Source organism: Mucilaginibacter sp. KACC 22063 (genome assembly GCF_028736115.1).
In the GTDB taxonomy this organism is placed as follows: Bacteria; Bacteroidota; Bacteroidia; order Sphingobacteriales; family Sphingobacteriaceae; genus Mucilaginibacter.
The window spans coordinates 2766971-2783893 of the sequence record NZ_CP117877.1 but is presented as its reverse complement, the minus strand read 5'-3'; the positions used below and the strand labels follow the sequence as shown (position 1 = coordinate 2783893).

The window sequence follows — 16923 nt, the reverse complement described above, 5'->3', positions numbered from 1 at the left end:
TACAGAATGCGCAATTATATTATCTTGTTTTTTTTGGGAACGCTGTTTTTAACCGCTTGCGGGGGCAGTGATTCTGTACCTCGTGATGTGATCCCCCAGGATCGAATGATTGATCTGCTGACAGATATTCACCTTGCCAATGGGAGTACCTACACCTTAAACCAGTCGCGCGACTCATTGTATAAATACGCCATGCACCGTTATCTGGTGGTTTTTAAGAAATACCAGACAGATACCTTACAGTTTAAAAAAAGCATGGAGTTTTATACTGAGCATCCGAAACAACTGGATGATATGTACACTGTTATTTTAGATAAGCTTAAAGCTAAAACGGATAGCCTTAACAAAACGAAAGAGAAATTGACAAAATGATATACCCGGAGAATAGTATTGATAAGCTGGGATTTACCGAGGTAAAACAATTAATAAAAGCACATTGCCTGAGTGTGATGGGTCAGCAAATGGTTGACCGCATACAGGTGATGAATAATTTTGATCAGATCCGCAAATTTTTAAACCAGGCTAACGAGTTTAAAAACATCCTGTTAAACGACCAGGTATTGCCGATCAATCATTTTTACGATATTAAAACCCTTGCTAATAAGGTTAGGGTAGAAGGCAGCTTTTTAACGGAAGAGGAGTTTTTTCAGACACAATTATCGCTTACAACAGTTTTTGCGGTTATAGGCTACTTTAACGAGCGTGAAGGTTTGTATCCAAACCTGGAAGCGCTGTTTGAGCATTTGCCTATTGAAAAATCGATCTTAAAAAAGATCGACCAGGTCATTGATCAAAAAGGCAAGATCAGGCCAAATGCTTCGCGGGACTTATTGGAAATAACATCTGGCATTGCTAAGGCAGAGCAGGAAGCACGCAAAAAGATTGACATGATCTTCAAAAGCGCAACATCAAACGGATGGACTGCAGATGGAAGCCTCACTATACGTGATGGCCGCTTGTGTATCCCAATGCTTGCCGAAAATAAGCGTAAGGTAAAAGGTTTCATTCATGATGAATCTGCATCGGGCCAAACCGTTTATTTAGAGCCAGAGGAAGTTTTTACGCTGAACAACCGCATCCGCGACCTTGAATTTGAGCGCCGCCGGGAGATTGTAAAGATATTAACCGCACTTACCGACGAGTTACGTCCTTATGTGCCATTGTTATTATCATATCATAGTTTACTCACCAAGCTTGATTTTGTAAGGGCAAAGGCGCTTTTCGCCATAGATATAGAGGCAGAAATGCCTGTTTTAACCAACGAAGGAAGCATGCGCCTGATTAATGCAAGGCACCCTTTATTACTGCTCAGTTTTAAAAAGGAACAGAAAACAGTTGTGCCGCTTAACGTGCAGATTGATGATGGTACACGCATTGTTGTTGTATCCGGCCCAAACGCAGGTGGTAAGTCAGTTTGTATGAAAACGGTCGGCTTATTGCAAATGATGGTACAGGCTGGCCTACTGATACCGGCTGATGAAAGTAGTACAGTAGGTGTGTTTAAGCAGATCTTTGCCGACATAGGTGACGACCAGTCGATAGAAAGCGATTTGAGTACTTATAGTGCCCACCTCTCAAAAATGAAATATTTTGTTGAGCAGGCAAACGGCAAAACACTGATCATGATCGACGAGTTTGGTACAGGTACCGACCCGCAATTTGGTGGCCCAATAGCCGAAGCAGTTTTGGAAGCTTTGAACCATAAAAAGGTGAGGGGTATGGTTACCACTCATTACTCTAACCTGAAAATATTTGCCAGCAACACAGACGGCATTGAAAATGCTTCGATGCTATTTGATAATGTGCAGATGAAGCCTTTGTATATTTTAGAAGTAGGCAAGCCGGGCAGTTCTTACGCCTTTGAAATAGCACAAAAAATTGGGCTGCCACAAAATGTACTTAACCTTGCTAAAAACAAGATTGGCTATACGCAGAAAAAAGTTGACACTTTGCTTGTAGACCTTGAGCGGGAGAAAAAAGAAATATTTGAGACCAAGACCAAGCTTGACAAACAGCAGCGCAAGGTAAATGAGCTTTTGGCTGAAAATCAAAAACTACAAGAGTTTTTAGATGAAAACCGCCGCACATTAATCAGCGAAGCCAAGCAGGAAGCAAAGTCGATTATACAAAATGCAAATAAGCTGGTTGAAAACACAATTGCAGGTATTAAAAGCAGCCAGGCAGAAAAAGAAACTACACGGAAGCTCCGTGAAAATCTGAACCGAGAATTAGAGAAAAATACGGTTAAAGCTTCTTCTCCCAAACCTAAAACTACAGACACAGAAGATGGCGAGCTTAAAGCAGGCGACTGGGTTAAGCTTACAGATTCGGATACGACTGGCCAGGTAATAGAAATTGCCAAGGATAATGTGATCATAGCCATTGGCGATCTGCGTACTGTTGCCAAACGTAAACGTGTGCAGAAGGTATCAAGAAAAGAAGTACCGAAAGAGATCCGCCGTTCGTTTAGCAGCAGTACTAATGATGTTGCAAGCTTTAGTCCGGAGATCGATGTACGCGGTATGCGCGGCGAAGATGCACTTAATGCTATTGAACGATTGTTTGACCGTGCCGTAATGATGGGTTTTGGTACTATTAAAATTATTCATGGTAAGGGTGATGGCATTTTACGTAAGCTGATACGCGATTACCTGCGCAAGTACGACCAGGTTAACCGCATGGAAGATGAACACCCGGACAGGGGAGGTGACGGTATTACTTATGTGTATTTGAAATAAACAGATAGACTTCTATTAGTATAACCAAAGCATTTAGCCTGTTTATCATTCTGAACGAAGTGGAGAATCTATATGTGCCTATACCCATAGATTCCTCACTTTGTCCGGCATGACAGGTTCATAATAGAATATCATTTAAGAGTAGGTTTACATCCCAATTACATAAGCTTCAAACATATTTACCTAAAATACTTATCTTTGCGGGCTTAAAATGGATAAGAAAGTTGCTTTTTATACACTGGGTTGTAAGCTGAACTATTCGGAGTCGTCTGCTATCGGGCGCTTGTTTAGCCAGGCTGGCTACAGCATTGTCAGCTTTACCGAGCAGCCCGATGTCTTCGTGATCAATACCTGTTCAGTTACTGAAAACGCAGACAAAAAGTGTAAGAAAATAGTTAAAGAAGCACTTAAGATATCTCCGCAGGCTTACGTGGTTATTGTTGGGTGTTATGCACAGTTAAAGCCAACAGAAATTGCAGAAATCCCCGGTGTGGATATGGTACTCGGAGCTGCAGAAAAGTTCCAGATCGTAGATCACATTACCGATCTTACCAAGCAGCCCAAAACACTGGTTTATAATCAGCCGGTATCAGAGGCTAACCAGTTTGTAGCATCTTATTCATTTGGCGACCGTACACGCACATTTTTAAAAGTACAGGACGGTTGCGATTACTCATGTACATTCTGTACCATTCCGCTGGCACGTGGTAACAGCCGCAGCGACAATATCGAAAATATTGTAGAACAAGCTAAGCAAATTGCAGCCTCTGGTGTGCGCGAAATTGTTTTAACAGGCGTTAATATCGGCGATTTTGGTATACAGGAACGCAAACGTATTAATAAGTTTGTAGAACTGGTTAAAGCACTTGACGAGGTTGATGGTATCGATCGCATCCGTATTTCATCTATTGAACCTAACCTGCTTACAGACGAGATTATTGAATACGTGGCTGTGTCAAAGAAATTTGTACCGCATTTTCATATTCCATTACAATCGGGTTCGGATAAGATATTAAGTTTAATGCGCCGCCGTTATAAACGTGCTTTATATGCCGATAGGGTGGCGAAAATTAAACAGTTAATGCCCAACTGTTGTATTGGTGTTGATGTAATTGTAGGCTTCCCGGGTGAAACACGCGAAGACTTCGTTGATACTTATAATTTCTTAAACGAACTTAATATCTCTTACCTGCACGTTTTTACTTATTCTGAACGCGACAATACACTTGCCAAAGAAATGGCAGGCAGCGTACCAGGATCGACACGTGCCGAAAGAAGTAAAATGCTGCACATCCTGTCTGACAAAAAACGCCGTGCTTTCTATGAAACACAGTTAGATAAAAACGAAGAGGTTTTGTTTGAGGGAGATATTAAAGACGGCTTTATGCATGGCTTTACACGCAATTACGTGAAGGTTAAAGCTAAATATGATCCTGTTCTGGTTAACGAAGTACGTAACGTAAAACTTACAGCAATTGCACCTGACGGCGATGTAGAAATTACCGAAAGCGAAGAAATTTTGGTACATTAATTCTATCTTCGCTTCAAAAACACTACCTGATGTTTCCAACCCTTTCCGATTTAATCAGATACTTTACCGGGGCAAACGTTCCACTTCCGTTTCAAACTTTTGGCTTTTTTGTTGCCTTAGCCTTTATGGCTGCTTACTGGGCTTTTGCCGAAGAGTTTAAACGTAAAGAGAGACTGGGATATATCCATCCTTTTGAAAAAACAGTTACCGTTGGTCAGCCTGCAACGCTTGCCGAATATGTAGGTAATGGTGTTTTCGGGTTTATAGCCGGATTTAAATTAGTAGATGCTATACTTCATTACCGCGACCTGGTAAACAATCCGCAAGACTTTATTCTGTCTACAAGGGGTAGCTTAATTGGCGGCTTACTGTTTGCTGCAGGTTTTATTTACTGGGCATACCAGGATAGCAAAAAGAACCAGCTGGCCGAGCCGGTGACCAAGCGCGTAACGGTGCATCCGCATGAGTTAATGGGTTCTATACTTGTTTGGGCCGCGGTATTTGGCTTTGCAGGCGCAAAGCTATTTAACGCACTTGAAAACTGGGACGAATTTATGTTAGACCCTGTTGGCATGCTGATCGGTTTTAGCGGTTTGACATTTTATGGCGGTTTAATTTGTGGCGGTTTAGCAGTGCTTTATATAACTAATAAGCATGGCATAAAACCTTTGAATATGCTTGACATCGGCGCCCCGGGTATGATGCTTGCTTATGGTGTTGGCCGTATCGGTTGCCAAATGGCGGGTGATGGCGATTGGGGTATCCCTAATCTGAAAACCAAACCTGCTTCCCTGAGCTGGCTGCCCGATTGGATGTGGTCGTTCAAATATCCGCATAACGTAAACATGGTTGATCCTAATAACCCTATACCGGGTTGTGTTGGCAAATATTGTAACGAATTAAGATTACCGGTTTATCCTACACCGTTTTATGAGTGTATAGTTTGTATCCTGTTGTTCTTCTTTTTATGGAGTATCAGGAATAAGATCAAAACACCGGGCGTTATGTTCGGCGTATATTTGATTTTGGCAGGGGTGGAGCGTTTTTTGGTAGAGTTGATCCGTGTAAACACACGTTACCACATTGGCAGCTTCTCATTCACCCAGGCCGAAATGATCTCCACCTTTATGGTGATAGCAGGTATTACACTATGTTTAGTAACAACGCGCAAGCGTCAAAACATAGCGCATGCCGGCTGAAAAATTAGGCCATAAAATAATCAATAACCAGTTTTTAAGGTTTATGGTATCTGCGGGTAGCGGCTTTTTGGTAGATATAATCGCATTCTATGTGCTTTACCATTACGTATTTACATCTCCCAGTTATAAAGTGATTAACCAGCCGGTAAGTAATTATCTGCTATCATTCAGTATCTCATTTTTTATGGGGGTATTGGTTAATTTTTTGATCAACAGGTACCTGGTATTTTCAGAATCCAAGCTTCCGCCAACTCAACAATTTTTAAGGTTTATTTCAGTGGCTATTGTTGGCTTTTTTGCCAATATGGGTGTGCTTAAATTTATGGTGAGTTACCTGCATATGTATCCGCCTATTGCGCGCCCTGCTGCAGCTTTAAGTTTATTTTTTGCCAGTTTCTTTATTCATAAACTGTTTTCATTTAATTTAAAACTACGCGATCATGCTGGAAACAATCACCCTCAAAGTAATTGAAGTTGCTAAACAGGCCGGGGCCTTCATTAGGGAAGAACGTAAAAAATTTGATCCCGATAAGATAGAATATAAAGGCCTCAATGACCTGGTTTCGTACGTGGATAAAACTGCGGAAGCCATGATCGTAAAGGCGCTTGAAGAAATACTGCCCGACGCTGGTTTCCTGACAGAGGAAAAAACTATTAACCGTACCGGCGAACGTTATAACTGGATTATTGACCCGCTGGACGGTACCACCAATTTTATTCACGGCTTGCCAACGTTCTCTGTAAGTATTGCACTTAAAGAGTATGATGAGCTGGTAATGGGTGTTGTTTATGAGGTAAACCAGGACGAATGCTTTTATGCCTGGAAAGATGCACCAGCTTACCTAAATGGTAAAGAGATTAGCGTAAGCAAAAACGAAACGATTAGCAAAAGCCTTATTGCTACAGGCTTCCCGTATTATGACTTTCAAAAGCAACCCGAATACATTGACCTGTTTGTTGACCTGATGCAGCATTGTCATGGCTTACGCCGCATAGGTTCGGCAGCAGTTGACCTGGCTTATACTGCATGCGGCCGTTTTGATGCTTATTACGAATACAATTTAAAGCCCTGGGATATTGCAGCAGGTATTGTAATTGTGCGCCAAGCGGGCGGAGATTGTGTTACTTTTAAAGGAGAGGCTGATCCGCTGGAGAAGTGTGATATAGTAGCTACCAATAAGAAGCTAACAAACGAGCTGGTAGAAGTTATAGGGAAATATTTTAAATAACAATACAAACAAATGGCCATTGATTGTGAGGTAGTTAACCGGGTTTTACGTTTTAACATTCCACTTTTTAATTTGCGCTTAAAATGTTACCTTTGTGCCAATTAACAAAATTTACACAGCTTTAATATTATTCAGGTAATGTATTTAAGTAAAGAAGCGAAAGCAGAGATTTTCGCAAAACACGGTGGCGAAGCTACCAACACAGGTTCAGCAGAAGGTCAGGTTGCATTATTTACAACTCGTATTGCACACTTAACCGGTCACTTAAAGAAAAATAAAAAAGATTTTTCAACTCAGTTATCACTGCAAAAGTTAGTAGGTAAACGCCGTGCATTATTGGCTTACCTGTACCACAAAGATATCAACAGGTATCGTGCTATCATCAAAGCTCTTGAGCTAAGGGATATCATCAAATAACTTTTAAATGAATTAAGAAAAAAGCCGTCCGTGTTATCGGATGGCTTTTTTTCATTAAAACAACGATTTTTAAACATACAAAACGATACGCTCTGAAAGATGAAAAGCGTATTACAATACAACAAAAATGAGTTACAACGTAATTAGAAAAACCATCGATTTAGGTGACGGCCGCACCATTGAGATCGAAACCGGTAAACTGGCTAAACAAGCAGATGGCTCTGTAGTAGTTAAAATGGGTGACACCATGTTGCTGGCTACTGTAGTTTCATCAAAAGAAGCGAAAGAGGGTGTTGACTTCCTTCCGCTATCTGTTGACTATCAAGAAAAATATGCTGCTACGGGACGTATCCCGGGTGGTTTTTTACGTCGTGAGGCGCGTTTATCAGATTATGAGGTTTTGATCTCTCGTTTGGTTGACCGTGCTTTGCGCCCAATGTTCCCTGAAGATTATCACGCAGATACCCAGGTGATGATTTCTCTGATTTCGGCTGATAAAGATATTATGCCTGATGCTTTGGCCGGTTTGGCGGCATCTGCAGCGCTTGCGGTATCAGATATTCCTTTCAATGGCCCTATCTCTGAAGTACGTGTTGCTAAAATTGATGGTCAACTGGTAATTAACCCAACTCTAAGTCAGTTAGAGCATGCTACTTTAGAATTTATTGTAGCCGGTTCTGAGCATGATATTAACATGGTTGAGGGCGAATCAAAAGAAATTCAGGAAGCTGAGCTGGTTGAGGCTATCAAATTCGCGCACACTGCTATTAAATTACAGTGTTTAGCTCAAAAAGAATTAACTGTTGAAGTTGGTAAAACCGAAAAACGCGTTTACAGCCACGAAAACAGCAACGAAGAGTTGAAGAAAGCAATCTACGCTGCTACTTATGATCAGGTTTATGCTATCGCGTCTTCTGCTTCTGCAAAAGATGAGCGTGCTGCTAAATTTAAAGAAGTACGTGATAATTATATTGCTACTTTAGGTGAGATTGATGATGCGACCAAATTTTTAGCTAAAAAATACTACCACGATGTAGAGTACGATGCTATCCGTAACCTGGTATTAGACGAAGGTAAACGTTTAGATGGCCGTAAAACTACAGAGATCCGCCCAATATGGAGCGAGGTTAGCTACCTGCCATCAGCGCACGGTTCTGCCGTGTTTACCCGTGGCGAAACTCAATCTTTAACCACTGTTACTTTAGGTGCTAAGGATGATGAGCAAATGATTGACGGTGCATTCATTAACGGTTACCAGAAATTTATTTTACACTATAACTTCCCTGGTTTTTCAACCGGTGAGGTTCGCCCTAACCGCGGTGCCGGTCGTCGCGAAATTGGTCATGGTAACCTGGCTATGCGTTCGTTAAAACGCGTATTGCCTGCCGATGATGAAAATCCATACACTATCCGCGTTGTGTCTGATATCCTGGAGTCAAACGGTTCGTCGTCAATGGCTACAGTTTGTGCTGGTACATTAGCTTTAATGGATGCTGGTGTTAAAATTACCAACCCGGTATCTGGTATCGCAATGGGCTTAATCACCAATGAAATGGGTACTAAATATGCTATCCTTTCTGATATTTTGGGTGATGAAGATCACCTGGGAGATATGGACTTTAAAGTAACAGGTACTAAAAATGGTATCGTTGCCTGCCAGATGGATTTAAAAATAAACGGCTTATCGTACGAAGTATTAACCAATGCTTTAGATCAGGCTAAAGAAGGCCGTTTACATATCCTTGGTGAAATGGCTAAGACTTTGAGCGCTCCACGTGAGGACTACAAAGAATTTGCTCCGCGCATTGTTACACTTAAAATCGACAAAGAATTTATTGGTGCTGTTATAGGCCCTGGTGGTAAAATCATCCAGGAAATGCAACGCGAAACCGGTGCAACTATCAATATCGAAGAAAAAGATAATCAAGGTATTGTACAGGTATTTGCTGATAACAAATCAGCTATCGATGCTGCTGTGTCACGTATCCGAGCTATTGCAGCTAAACCTGATATTGGCGAGATTTACGAAGGTAAAGTTAAGTCAATTATGCCTTTCGGTGCATTTGTTGAGATATTACCAGGTAAAGATGGCTTGTTACACATTTCTGAAATTGACCACCGTCGTATAGAAACAATGGATGGCGTTTTTGAAGTTGGTGAAATGGTGAAAGTAAAACTGATTGACGTAGACAAACAAGGTAAACTGAAATTGTCGCGCAAGGTTTTATTACCTAAACCGCCAAAACCAGAAGGTCAGGGGCAAAAAGCTCCTGAGCAAAATCAGTAATCAGCTTTCTGATTGATATAGAAAAGGCATCTGCAATTGCAGATGCCTTTTTATTTGCTCCATATTTAGCAAAGCGATATTATTCATTTTCATTGTCGCGCTGACCGTATTCATTGTTGTAGGTAGTTTTGCCAGGCTGTGTTTGCGCTTGCTGACCTGCTTTGTGCTGATCTTCATTAGCTTCATCACTACCTTTAACATAGTCGCGGCCGCCTGATGAAGTACCACCATCATAATCAGCAGTACCTTCCCTATATTCGTTTACTTCTCCGGGTTTAAAGTTGTTGTTTTCCGGATGTTCTTCAGATGGTTCCGTGCGCTTAAAGTAAGGGTTAGTACTGCCTGCATTTTGTGATGGATTTGCAGGGTCGTCCCCCGAAGTTGTTACCACCGTTTTGCCAAAATTATGACCGCCATAACCCTCACCTTCCATACCTGGTTGGTTCGCATCTGCATCTTCGCTGCTACCAAAAAGGTAGTTTCGCTTCAAATCTTTTTCTTCAAGATTGTTATCGTCTTCCACGTGGTAACCATGTGGTTTATTATTTTCTGAGCCTTGATCCAGCTCGTTGTTATTATCAAGTGCCATAGTTTTAAATAGTTAATTACTATAATAAAGCTATGTGAACCTGTTTTTGTTTGCGGCAATAACTATATCACTTCGGGCAAAACAATAAACGACATCGCACTAAATTTTATACCTTAGCCGTACCAATTATATATTTATTTCTTTTCATGAATAAGGTTGTAAAAGATGCTGAAGAAGCGATCAAAGGCATAAACGACGGCATGACTTTAATGCTCGGCGGCTTCGGGCTATGCGGTTTGCCTGAGAATTGTATAGCAGCTTTAGTAAAAAGCGGTGTAAAGGATCTGACCTGTATATCTAACAATGCCGGTGTAGACGATTTTGGTATAGGCTTGATGCTGAAACAACGGCAGGTGCGCAAAATGATATCATCTTACGTGGGTGAAAATGCCGAGTTTGAGCGCCAGCTTTTAAGCGGCGAACTTGAAGTGGAACTGATACCACAGGGAACTCTGGCTACCCGCTGTATGGCCGCAGGCTATGGAATGCCGGCTATTTTCACACCTGCAGGTATAGGCACCGAAATAGCTGAAGGAAAAGAAATAAGAAATTTTAACGGTAAGGACTACCTGATGGAAATGGCTTTTGATGCCGATTTTGCTATTGTAAAAGCCTGGAAAGGCGATACCATGGGTAATTTGGTTTACCGTTCAACAGCCAGAAATTTTAATCCGGTAATGGCGATGGCTGGTAAGGTTACCATTGCCGAAGTAGAGGAATTGGTTGAACCGGGCCAGCTTGACCCTGACCATATACATACCCCTGGCATTTACGTTCATAAGATATTTCAGGGTAAGGATTACGAAAAACGCATAGAAAAAAGAACCACCAGATTTGATAATTCAAAGGATTTGAAAATTTGATAATTAATATTCAAGTTCAAAATCAGTCTCAGGCGAATCATCAAATCATCAAATAACCAAATTATAAAATTGATTTATGCTGAGTAAAGAACAAATAGCGCAACGCATAGCGCGCGAGATAAAAGACGGGTATTACGTAAATCTTGGAATAGGTATACCTACGCTTGTGGCAAATTATATCCCGGAAAACATGGATGTAGTTTTGCAGTCTGAGAATGGGTTATTGGGGATGGGGCCATTTCCGTTTGATGGTGAAGAAGATGCTGATACCATAAACGCTGGCAAGCAAACGATAACCATGTTACCAGGATCCGCTGTGTTTGATTCGGCAATGAGTTTTGGAATGATCCGCGCTAAAAAAGTTAACCTTACCATTTTAGGTGCGATGGAAGTTTCTGAAAATGGTGATATTGCCAATTGGAAAATACCCGGCAAAATGGTGAAAGGTATGGGCGGTGCGATGGACTTGGTGGCCTCTGCCGAAAATATAATTGTTGCCATGCAGCATATCAATAAAGCGGGCGAGTCGAAATTATTACCCAAATGTACTTTGCCGCTTACAGGGGTTAATTGCGTAAAAAGAATAGTAACCGAACTTGCAGTGCTTGATGTTTTGCCCGAAGGTGGCTTCAAACTTTTGGAAAGAGCGCCGGGCATAAGTGTAGAAGAAATTAAGAATACTACTGCCGGAAAACTGGTAATTGAAGATGATGTGCCTGAAATGGCCTTTTAGATTTAAATTTAACGCTTTATAATTCCTTTTTGAGGAAGTTGATATTGCGTTTAAGCCCGTCAAATTTTGTACGTTTTACAGCAGAGTTTTTAAATACATTTCTAAACACATCTTCTGTAATTTCGTGCCATTCTTGGGTGGTCATATCCAGCAGATCGGGGTGTGGTTGAAAGGCAGGCTCCTGATGCAATACGGAAAATTTATTCCAGGGGCATACATCCTGGCAAACATCACAGCCAAACATCCAGCCGTCCATTTTATCCTGGAAATGAGCAGGTATTTCGTTTTTTAATTCAATAGTAAGGTAAGATATACAGCGGCTGCCATCAACAATCTGCGGTGCTACAATGGCATCGGTAGGGCAGGCATCAATACATCTGGTGCAGGTGCCGCAATGGTCGGCCGCAGGGGCAACATCATAAGCCAGTTCTATATCAACCATCAATTCTGCTAAAAAGAAATAAGATCCCTTTTGCTTGCTGATCAGGTTGGAGTTTTTACCAATCCATCCCAAACCGGATTTTTTAGCCCAGGCCCTGTCAAGTACCGGAGCTGAGTCGACAAATGCCCGTCCGCCAACTTCGCCAATCTGCTCATTGATAGTAGCAAGCAGTTGTTTAAGCTTGTCTTTAATTACATGATGATAATCGCTGCCATAAGCATATTTAGAAATTTTAGGAGCAGAAGGATCAGCCTGAATGTTGTCTGTATAATAATTCAATCCAAGGGAAATCACTGATTTTGCGCCATCCACCAGCAGCCGAGGGTCAAGGCGTTTGTCAAAATAATTTTCCATGTATTTCATTTCGCCATGCATACCGGCTTTTAGCCATTTTTCCAGTCGTGGTGCTTCCTCCTCCAGAAATTCAGTCTTTGATATACCGCAAAATATAAAGCCAAGCCTTTGCGCTTCTGCCTTAATCAGGTTGCTATATGCCAGCCGGTTATCCATTCAGGATACAAAGATACACAATGTAAAATTTAACAATGAGTTAAGTTATATGAAGATATAATTAATTAAAGGCAAACACAAAGGTTGTTAAACTGTTGAATAAAGGTAACCAGACTAAAACTGATATGCTTCAATTTATTAATGACTTACCTGAACATGTAGTGGGCATACATGCCATTGGTGAGGTAACCAAAGACGATATAGAAAATGTACTGGCCCCCAAAATTGATGATCTGGTAAAACGCCAGGGAGAGATCAATTACCTGCTTGTATTAGAAACAGAGGTGCAGAATTTTACAGCCGGAGCATTGTTTGACGATATTAAAGTGGGTGTCAAAAACTTCACTAAGTGGAACAAAATAGCAGTAGTAAGTGACCAGAAAAGTGTGGAGTGGTTCAGTGACATCTTCAGGTTTTTCATTCCGGGAAAATCAAAAGGCTTTCCGCTTAATCAGCTGGACGAGGCTGTTAAGTGGATCTCAGAACAATAATATTATTAACCTTTAAATACATACTACCATGATACCAGAGAACGAAAATGTGCAGGACCCTAAAGATGAAAAGGATATCGCCAACAACAGTAATACTGAAAAGGATGATGATACATTAGGAGACAACACCGGCGATGCTTCTATACAGCAAGGCAATGAACCAAACGTTCAGGATAAGCCGGATGATGTACTTGTGCCTACAGTTACACCCGACCATGATAACGGTGAGCCAGGGCCATCCGGAGAACAACCGGTAACTAACTCATCAGCAGAACAGCCGGTAACTGAAACCTCATCAAATAAAGGCCAGGGGCCGAGTGGGGAAAACCTATAAAATGAAAATAGCCGTATTAAGCGGCTATTTTTTTATCTTATATTTTAAGATTAGATAGTGTGTTTCAATTTGTTTAATACACCCTTTAAACGTAGTTGTTTCACTAACCTGTTAAACTTACGTTCGTGACGGCCGCCTGCATCAAGTGCATCATAAGTGAAACCTGCCGCAGTTGCATAAACTGCATGGTGCAATGCATCAATAGCAATTGACTTTGGTTCTTCTTCGGTAATTGGCGGCGCTGCTTTATATTTAGGAAGTACTACCAATGCTGTTGCCCAAACCACACCGAAGTGTAAGGCTGTAGCCGGCAATCCTTTTAAACCTGTAAGGGCAATTAAACCTCTTGAAATTCCAAGCGCTGATCCGTATGCCCAGTGTATCTCCTGGCTAACTTTTTCTTTCTGTTCATCATCGGTTGGCTGAATATCAGCCACCTGCGATACCACTTTAACAGGAGCGTCGCTTGGTTCGCGCTTGGTTATTTTCATTTCTATCATTTGCGAAATAGTGATGGCAGCAGTACCTGCAAGTCCGGCTAAAAGGCCTTTGCCAATTGCGCTCCCTAATTCGCCTAAAGTGTTTTCCTGTTTAATTCTCATAGCGTAATGTTTTAATGTGCAACAATATTTATTAAGTATTGATTTTTAATTTTTACAACGACGGAATAAATTATCATTAAAGTATGGATGATGTCATTGTCCATAAAACAACTTATTAACCACCGGGTTAAATCAGAACATAACCAACTAAAAATATATATATGGCACTCAAAATATCAAAACCATTTTGGCAGGCAATAAGCCTGGGCACATTGGCAGGCATGCGCTCTATGTCGGCACCTGCAATCACAAGTCACATATTAAGCCACCATCATTCCAAAAACCTGGAAGGTACGCCGCTGAATTTCATCCAGTCCGAAAAAGTAGCTACTGTTTTAAAGGTATTAGCCGTGTCTGAATTATTAGGCGATAAAATTCCTTCGGCTCCAAACCGTATAAAAGCTACTGCTTTGGTATCACGTTGTGTAGCCGGAGCGCTATCCGGCGCAAGTATTTACAAAGCAGCCGGAGAAAATGCGATTACAGGTGGTTTACTTGGCGGCGCATCGGCTATTGCATCAACCTTTGTAAGTTTCTTTGCGCGTAAAACCACAGTGAAAAGATCTCATCTGATAGACCCTGTTGTAGGCATTATCGAAGATGCGCTTGTATTTGGCAGCGCAGCAGGTTTAGCTACTGCGGCTTAACATTATTTTCTTCAAGTCCGGTGATTACTTCCGGTGCATCGGACTTGCTGAATGCCGTGCGCAACCTTGGTAAACTTTCAGGATAATTTTTCTGAATATAAGCGATCATATGTTCCCTGATATCGCAGCGCAGATCAAAACTATCTGAAGAATTACGCGAACTCATGAGGCAACGTATCTCAATCACTTTGTCTTTAGCATCCGTTACCTGTACAACCTTTACCTTTCCGTCCCAAAGCTTATGATCTGATATCAGGCGGTCAAATTCCTCGCGTACTTTATCTAACGGAACGGTATAATCCATGTACAGGAATACGGTGCCTAGGATGTCAGCTGAGATACGCGTCCAGTTTTGGAATGGTTTGGTTATAAAATAATTGATGGGTAAAATCAAACGCCGCTGGTCCCAAATACGCAGTACCACGTAAGTTAAAGTAATGTCTTCCACACGTCCCCATTCGCCTTCAACCACCAGTACGTCATCAATACGTATAGGTTGTGTAAACGCGATCTGGAAGCCTGCCAACAAGTTGCCTAAAGAATTCTGTGCTGCAAAGCCGACGATAATACCACCTACACCAACACCTGTAAGCAAACCGGTACCTATTTTACGCATATTCTCAAAACTGAGCAATATTATGGCAATGGTTATGAAGACAATTACAGCGATGATAAGCTTACGTATGAATACGATTTGTGTCCTGATCTTACGCTCTTTTAGGTTGTCTGTTTTGTTAAGATCATACATGTGGAACACATAGTCTTCCAGTACCCTTATGCCATTGATCAGCAAATTGGCAAATGCCAGTGTGATGAAGATATCCACCGCTTTATCCAATGGGTCATAATACAGCCTGTTCATCTGCATAAGCGGTAAAGCCAGATTGAGGAAGAACAGCGGTATGAAATAGGCTACGGGCATGCCCAAATGCGCCACGAATGACCTGAAGAAAGAGTAGGTGAGTAACTCCTGTTTTTGTTTGGCATAATAACTAAGAAAGCGGGTAATGCCCCATTTAATCAGCAGGCCTAAAATAATTGCTATTGCGGCAAGTATAAGATTCCATAACCAATGCGGCATCTGGTCAGAAATCATGAGCAAATCAGGTGGTAATCTCATTTAACTGAAAAGCCCGAAAGAGAAAAAATGTTTTTATCAAAAAGTAAATCTTCTATACAATTTTTAATGGGAAAGTGCCGTTAATAAATTGTCTGATACAAAAAGACATTTGGACACTCAATGTCAGGAATGCGTAAAATACAATAAATTAAAATTTACACTTTTAATTATTGTGTATCTTTGACACATAAAGAGAATTAACCGATAGAAAATAATTTCTATCATCGTTATAAAGAGACTTCTAAAGTTAGAGGTGATTGTTTTAGAGTGATTGAAGCATGGCGGAACTAAAATTCTGCCATGCTTTTTTTATGCCAGTTCGGTATCCACCATTATGCCGCCAACCAGGATCTTGTGAATAGGGCAGGCGTCAGCAATTTGAATAAGCCTGTGTTTTTGTTCTTCATTAAGGTCGCCTTTAAAGTTTAGCTTTCTTTTAAATAACGTTCCTCCTTCCACCTTTATCATTTCCACATCAACTGTTATTTCATCCACGATCCACATTTTACGGTCGATGTACATGCGTAAAGTGATGGATGTGCAACTGGCCAGGCTCGACATCAGCAATCCATACGGAGCAATTGCGGTATCTGAGCCATTTGCATCCTCTGGTTCATCAACTATAATTGCATGCCCGTCACTCGTGATAACGGTTTGATATTGTGTGCGACCGGTAACAGCTCTGGCTGTACCTAATGATTCCTGTTCGATTTCCATAAACTACTTTACAATGTTAAGTAAATCCCATGCAGATTTATCATCGGCGGGGCCGCCTCTGTATTTCATGGTAACTGTAAAGTTTTCCGATTTTTTATTGCCATCATCAAGGCTTTGCTCATAAGTAGCCCTTACTACATAAACAGAGTCGCCGTGTTTGCCAAAAGAAAACCCATCATCAGGAAAACTTACGTTTTCACCCCGCGAGTCGTCTTTTAAAAATTCTTTAGCTACCCCATAAGCATCTTTTTCTGATGGCAAGCCCCGTGAACCGATATTCATGCCGTTGTTTATGGCAAACTTGATAATGATAAAAGCAAAAAGTAAAATGCCCAATATGACCAGCCAAACACCGGTTAAAGCACGTTTCTTTTTTACAGCTTTACTCTCAAGATACTTATTTTCCATTCATTAAATATCTGTTATCTAACTGACTTAAAAAATATATTTAATAAAAATTATAGATGATTTATA

Annotated in this window: 19 protein-coding genes; 13 read left to right on the top strand and 6 right to left on the bottom strand. The window is 41.1% G+C overall.

Annotated elements, in window-relative coordinates; all coding sequences use genetic code 11:
• The first annotated feature begins 6 nt into the window (after positions 1 to 6).
• The 8 genes from PQ461_RS11945 (at position 7) to pnp (ending at position 9401) form a co-directional block, all read left to right on the top strand.
• A complete protein-coding gene (locus PQ461_RS11945) occupies positions 7 to 372 on the top strand; it encodes a DUF4296 domain-containing protein (RefSeq protein ID WP_274205751.1) in 366 nt (121 codons plus the stop codon).
• On the top strand, positions 369 to 2738 hold the full coding sequence (locus tag PQ461_RS11940; RefSeq protein ID WP_274205750.1) for an endonuclease MutS2: 2370 nt from the start codon (positions 369 to 371) through the stop codon (positions 2736 to 2738). The genes PQ461_RS11945 and PQ461_RS11940 overlap by 4 nt, the downstream gene beginning before the upstream one ends.
• Positions 2739 to 2949: 211 nt before the next feature.
• Positions 2950 to 4269 (top strand): tRNA (N(6)-L-threonylcarbamoyladenosine(37)-C(2))-methylthiotransferase MtaB, encoded by a 1320-nt coding sequence (gene mtaB, locus PQ461_RS11935; protein WP_274205749.1) that lies wholly within the window; start codon positions 2950 to 2952, stop codon positions 4267 to 4269.
• Between the two features lie 29 nt (positions 4270 to 4298).
• A complete protein-coding gene (locus PQ461_RS11930) occupies positions 4299 to 5468 on the top strand; it encodes a prolipoprotein diacylglyceryl transferase (RefSeq protein ID WP_274205748.1) in 1170 nt (389 codons plus the stop codon).
• On the top strand, positions 5458 to 5940 hold the full coding sequence (locus tag PQ461_RS11925; RefSeq protein WP_274205747.1) for a GtrA family protein: 483 nt from the start codon (positions 5458 to 5460) through the stop codon (positions 5938 to 5940). Before PQ461_RS11930 ends, PQ461_RS11925 begins: the two co-directional genes overlap by 11 nt.
• Positions 5909 to 6697 carry an inositol monophosphatase family protein gene (locus PQ461_RS11920; protein WP_274205746.1) on the top strand — a complete coding sequence of 263 codons (789 nt, stop codon included), beginning with the start codon at positions 5909 to 5911 and terminating at the stop codon, positions 6695 to 6697. Before PQ461_RS11925 ends, PQ461_RS11920 begins: the two co-directional genes overlap by 32 nt.
• Positions 6698 to 6835: 138 nt before the next feature.
• Positions 6836 to 7114: a 30S ribosomal protein S15 gene (rpsO, locus tag PQ461_RS11915; RefSeq protein WP_274205745.1), complete on the top strand. Its 279-nt coding sequence runs from the start codon at positions 6836 to 6838 to the stop codon at positions 7112 to 7114.
• A gap of 127 nt (positions 7115 to 7241) precedes the next feature.
• Complete coding sequence (gene pnp, locus PQ461_RS11910) at positions 7242 to 9401, top strand: polyribonucleotide nucleotidyltransferase (RefSeq protein ID WP_274205744.1); 2160 nt, start codon at positions 7242 to 7244, stop codon at positions 9399 to 9401.
• Positions 9402 to 9480: 79 nt separating this feature from the next.
• Here pnp and PQ461_RS11905 read toward each other — a convergent pair whose 3' ends face one another.
• Complete coding sequence (locus tag PQ461_RS11905) at positions 9481 to 9990, bottom strand: hypothetical protein (protein WP_274205743.1); 510 nt, start codon at positions 9988 to 9990, stop codon at positions 9481 to 9483.
• 146 nt (positions 9991 to 10136) lie between these two features.
• Between PQ461_RS11905 and PQ461_RS11900 the strand changes: the two genes are divergently transcribed.
• A complete protein-coding gene (locus PQ461_RS11900) occupies positions 10137 to 10853 on the top strand; it encodes a CoA transferase subunit A (RefSeq protein WP_274205742.1) in 717 nt (238 codons plus the stop codon).
• Positions 10854 to 10929: 76 nt separating this feature from the next.
• On the top strand, positions 10930 to 11586 hold the full coding sequence (locus PQ461_RS11895) for a 3-oxoacid CoA-transferase subunit B (RefSeq protein ID WP_274205740.1): 657 nt from the start codon (positions 10930 to 10932) through the stop codon (positions 11584 to 11586).
• A 16-nt stretch (positions 11587 to 11602) separates the two neighbouring features.
• Here the strand turns inward: PQ461_RS11895 and queG are convergent, their stop codons facing one another.
• Positions 11603 to 12538 (bottom strand): tRNA epoxyqueuosine(34) reductase QueG, encoded by a 936-nt coding sequence (gene queG / locus PQ461_RS11890; RefSeq protein WP_274205739.1) that lies wholly within the window; start codon positions 12536 to 12538, stop codon positions 11603 to 11605.
• A 125-nt stretch (positions 12539 to 12663) separates the two neighbouring features.
• On the opposite strand from queG, the gene PQ461_RS11885 reads away from it, so the two are divergent.
• Both PQ461_RS11885 and PQ461_RS11880 read left to right on the top strand, forming a co-directional pair.
• Entirely contained in the window at positions 12664 to 13029 is a 366-nt protein-coding gene (locus PQ461_RS11885) for a SpoIIAA family protein (RefSeq protein WP_274205738.1), read from the top strand.
• A gap of 28 nt (positions 13030 to 13057) precedes the next feature.
• Positions 13058 to 13363, top strand: coding sequence for a hypothetical protein (locus PQ461_RS11880; protein ID WP_274205737.1), 306 nt, complete (start codon positions 13058 to 13060; stop codon positions 13361 to 13363).
• Between the two features lie 50 nt (positions 13364 to 13413).
• On the opposite strand, the gene PQ461_RS11875 is transcribed toward PQ461_RS11880, so the two are convergent.
• Positions 13414 to 13965 (bottom strand): hypothetical protein, encoded by a 552-nt coding sequence (locus tag PQ461_RS11875; RefSeq protein ID WP_274205736.1) that lies wholly within the window; start codon positions 13963 to 13965, stop codon positions 13414 to 13416.
• Positions 13966 to 14126: 161 nt separating this feature from the next.
• On the opposite strand from PQ461_RS11875, the gene PQ461_RS11870 reads away from it, so the two are divergent.
• On the top strand, positions 14127 to 14612 hold the full coding sequence (locus tag PQ461_RS11870; protein ID WP_274205735.1) for a DUF4126 family protein: 486 nt from the start codon (positions 14127 to 14129) through the stop codon (positions 14610 to 14612).
• On the opposite strand, the gene PQ461_RS11865 is transcribed toward PQ461_RS11870, so the two are convergent.
• The 3 genes from PQ461_RS11865 to PQ461_RS11855 form a co-directional block, all read right to left on the bottom strand.
• On the bottom strand, positions 14599 to 15708 hold the full coding sequence (locus tag PQ461_RS11865; RefSeq protein ID WP_274205734.1) for a mechanosensitive ion channel family protein: 1110 nt from the start codon (positions 15706 to 15708) through the stop codon (positions 14599 to 14601). The genes PQ461_RS11870 and PQ461_RS11865 overlap by 14 nt on opposite strands.
• A 333-nt stretch (positions 15709 to 16041) precedes the next feature.
• Positions 16042 to 16449, bottom strand: a complete 408-nt coding sequence (locus tag PQ461_RS11860) for an OsmC family protein (RefSeq protein WP_274205733.1) — start codon at positions 16447 to 16449, stop codon at positions 16042 to 16044.
• A gap of 3 nt (positions 16450 to 16452) precedes the next feature.
• Entirely contained in the window at positions 16453 to 16857 is a 405-nt protein-coding gene (locus PQ461_RS11855) for a hypothetical protein (protein ID WP_274205732.1), read from the bottom strand.
• Positions 16858 to 16923: the final 66 nt, after the last annotated feature.

Bases quoted from the DNA above. Each gene is read 5' to 3' on its own strand.
- PQ461_RS11880 (WP_274205737.1), top strand. From the start codon at position 13,058: ATGATACCAGAGAACGAAAATGTGCAGGACCCTAAAGATGAAAAGGAT.
- pnp (WP_274205744.1), top strand. From the start codon at position 7,242: ATGAGTTACAACGTAATTAGAAAAACCATCGATTTAGGTGACGGCCGC.
- PQ461_RS11855 (WP_274205732.1), bottom strand. From the start codon at position 16,857: ATGGAAAATAAGTATCTTGAGAGTAAAGCTGTAAAAAAGAAACGTGCT.
- PQ461_RS11945 (WP_274205751.1), top strand. From the start codon at position 7: ATGCGCAATTATATTATCTTGTTTTTTTTGGGAACGCTGTTTTTAACC.
- mtaB (WP_274205749.1), top strand. From the start codon at position 2,950: ATGGATAAGAAAGTTGCTTTTTATACACTGGGTTGTAAGCTGAACTAT.
- PQ461_RS11865 (WP_274205734.1), bottom strand. From the start codon at position 15,708: ATGATTTCTGACCAGATGCCGCATTGGTTATGGAATCTTATACTTGCC.
- rpsO (WP_274205745.1), top strand. From the start codon at position 6,836: ATGTATTTAAGTAAAGAAGCGAAAGCAGAGATTTTCGCAAAACACGGT.
- PQ461_RS11940 (WP_274205750.1), top strand. From the start codon at position 369: ATGATATACCCGGAGAATAGTATTGATAAGCTGGGATTTACCGAGGTA.
- PQ461_RS11885 (WP_274205738.1), top strand. From the start codon at position 12,664: ATGCTTCAATTTATTAATGACTTACCTGAACATGTAGTGGGCATACAT.
- PQ461_RS11925 (WP_274205747.1), top strand. From the start codon at position 5,458: ATGCCGGCTGAAAAATTAGGCCATAAAATAATCAATAACCAGTTTTTA.
- PQ461_RS11905 (WP_274205743.1), bottom strand. From the start codon at position 9,990: ATGGCACTTGATAATAACAACGAGCTGGATCAAGGCTCAGAAAATAAT.
- PQ461_RS11875 (WP_274205736.1), bottom strand. From the start codon at position 13,965: ATGAGAATTAAACAGGAAAACACTTTAGGCGAATTAGGGAGCGCAATT.
- PQ461_RS11895 (WP_274205740.1), top strand. From the start codon at position 10,930: ATGCTGAGTAAAGAACAAATAGCGCAACGCATAGCGCGCGAGATAAAA.
- PQ461_RS11900 (WP_274205742.1), top strand. From the start codon at position 10,137: ATGAATAAGGTTGTAAAAGATGCTGAAGAAGCGATCAAAGGCATAAAC.
- PQ461_RS11930 (WP_274205748.1), top strand. From the start codon at position 4,299: ATGTTTCCAACCCTTTCCGATTTAATCAGATACTTTACCGGGGCAAAC.
- queG (WP_274205739.1), bottom strand. From the start codon at position 12,538: ATGGATAACCGGCTGGCATATAGCAACCTGATTAAGGCAGAAGCGCAA.
- PQ461_RS11920 (WP_274205746.1), top strand. From the start codon at position 5,909: ATGCTGGAAACAATCACCCTCAAAGTAATTGAAGTTGCTAAACAGGCC.
- PQ461_RS11870 (WP_274205735.1), top strand. From the start codon at position 14,127: ATGGCACTCAAAATATCAAAACCATTTTGGCAGGCAATAAGCCTGGGC.
- PQ461_RS11860 (WP_274205733.1), bottom strand. From the start codon at position 16,449: ATGGAAATCGAACAGGAATCATTAGGTACAGCCAGAGCTGTTACCGGT.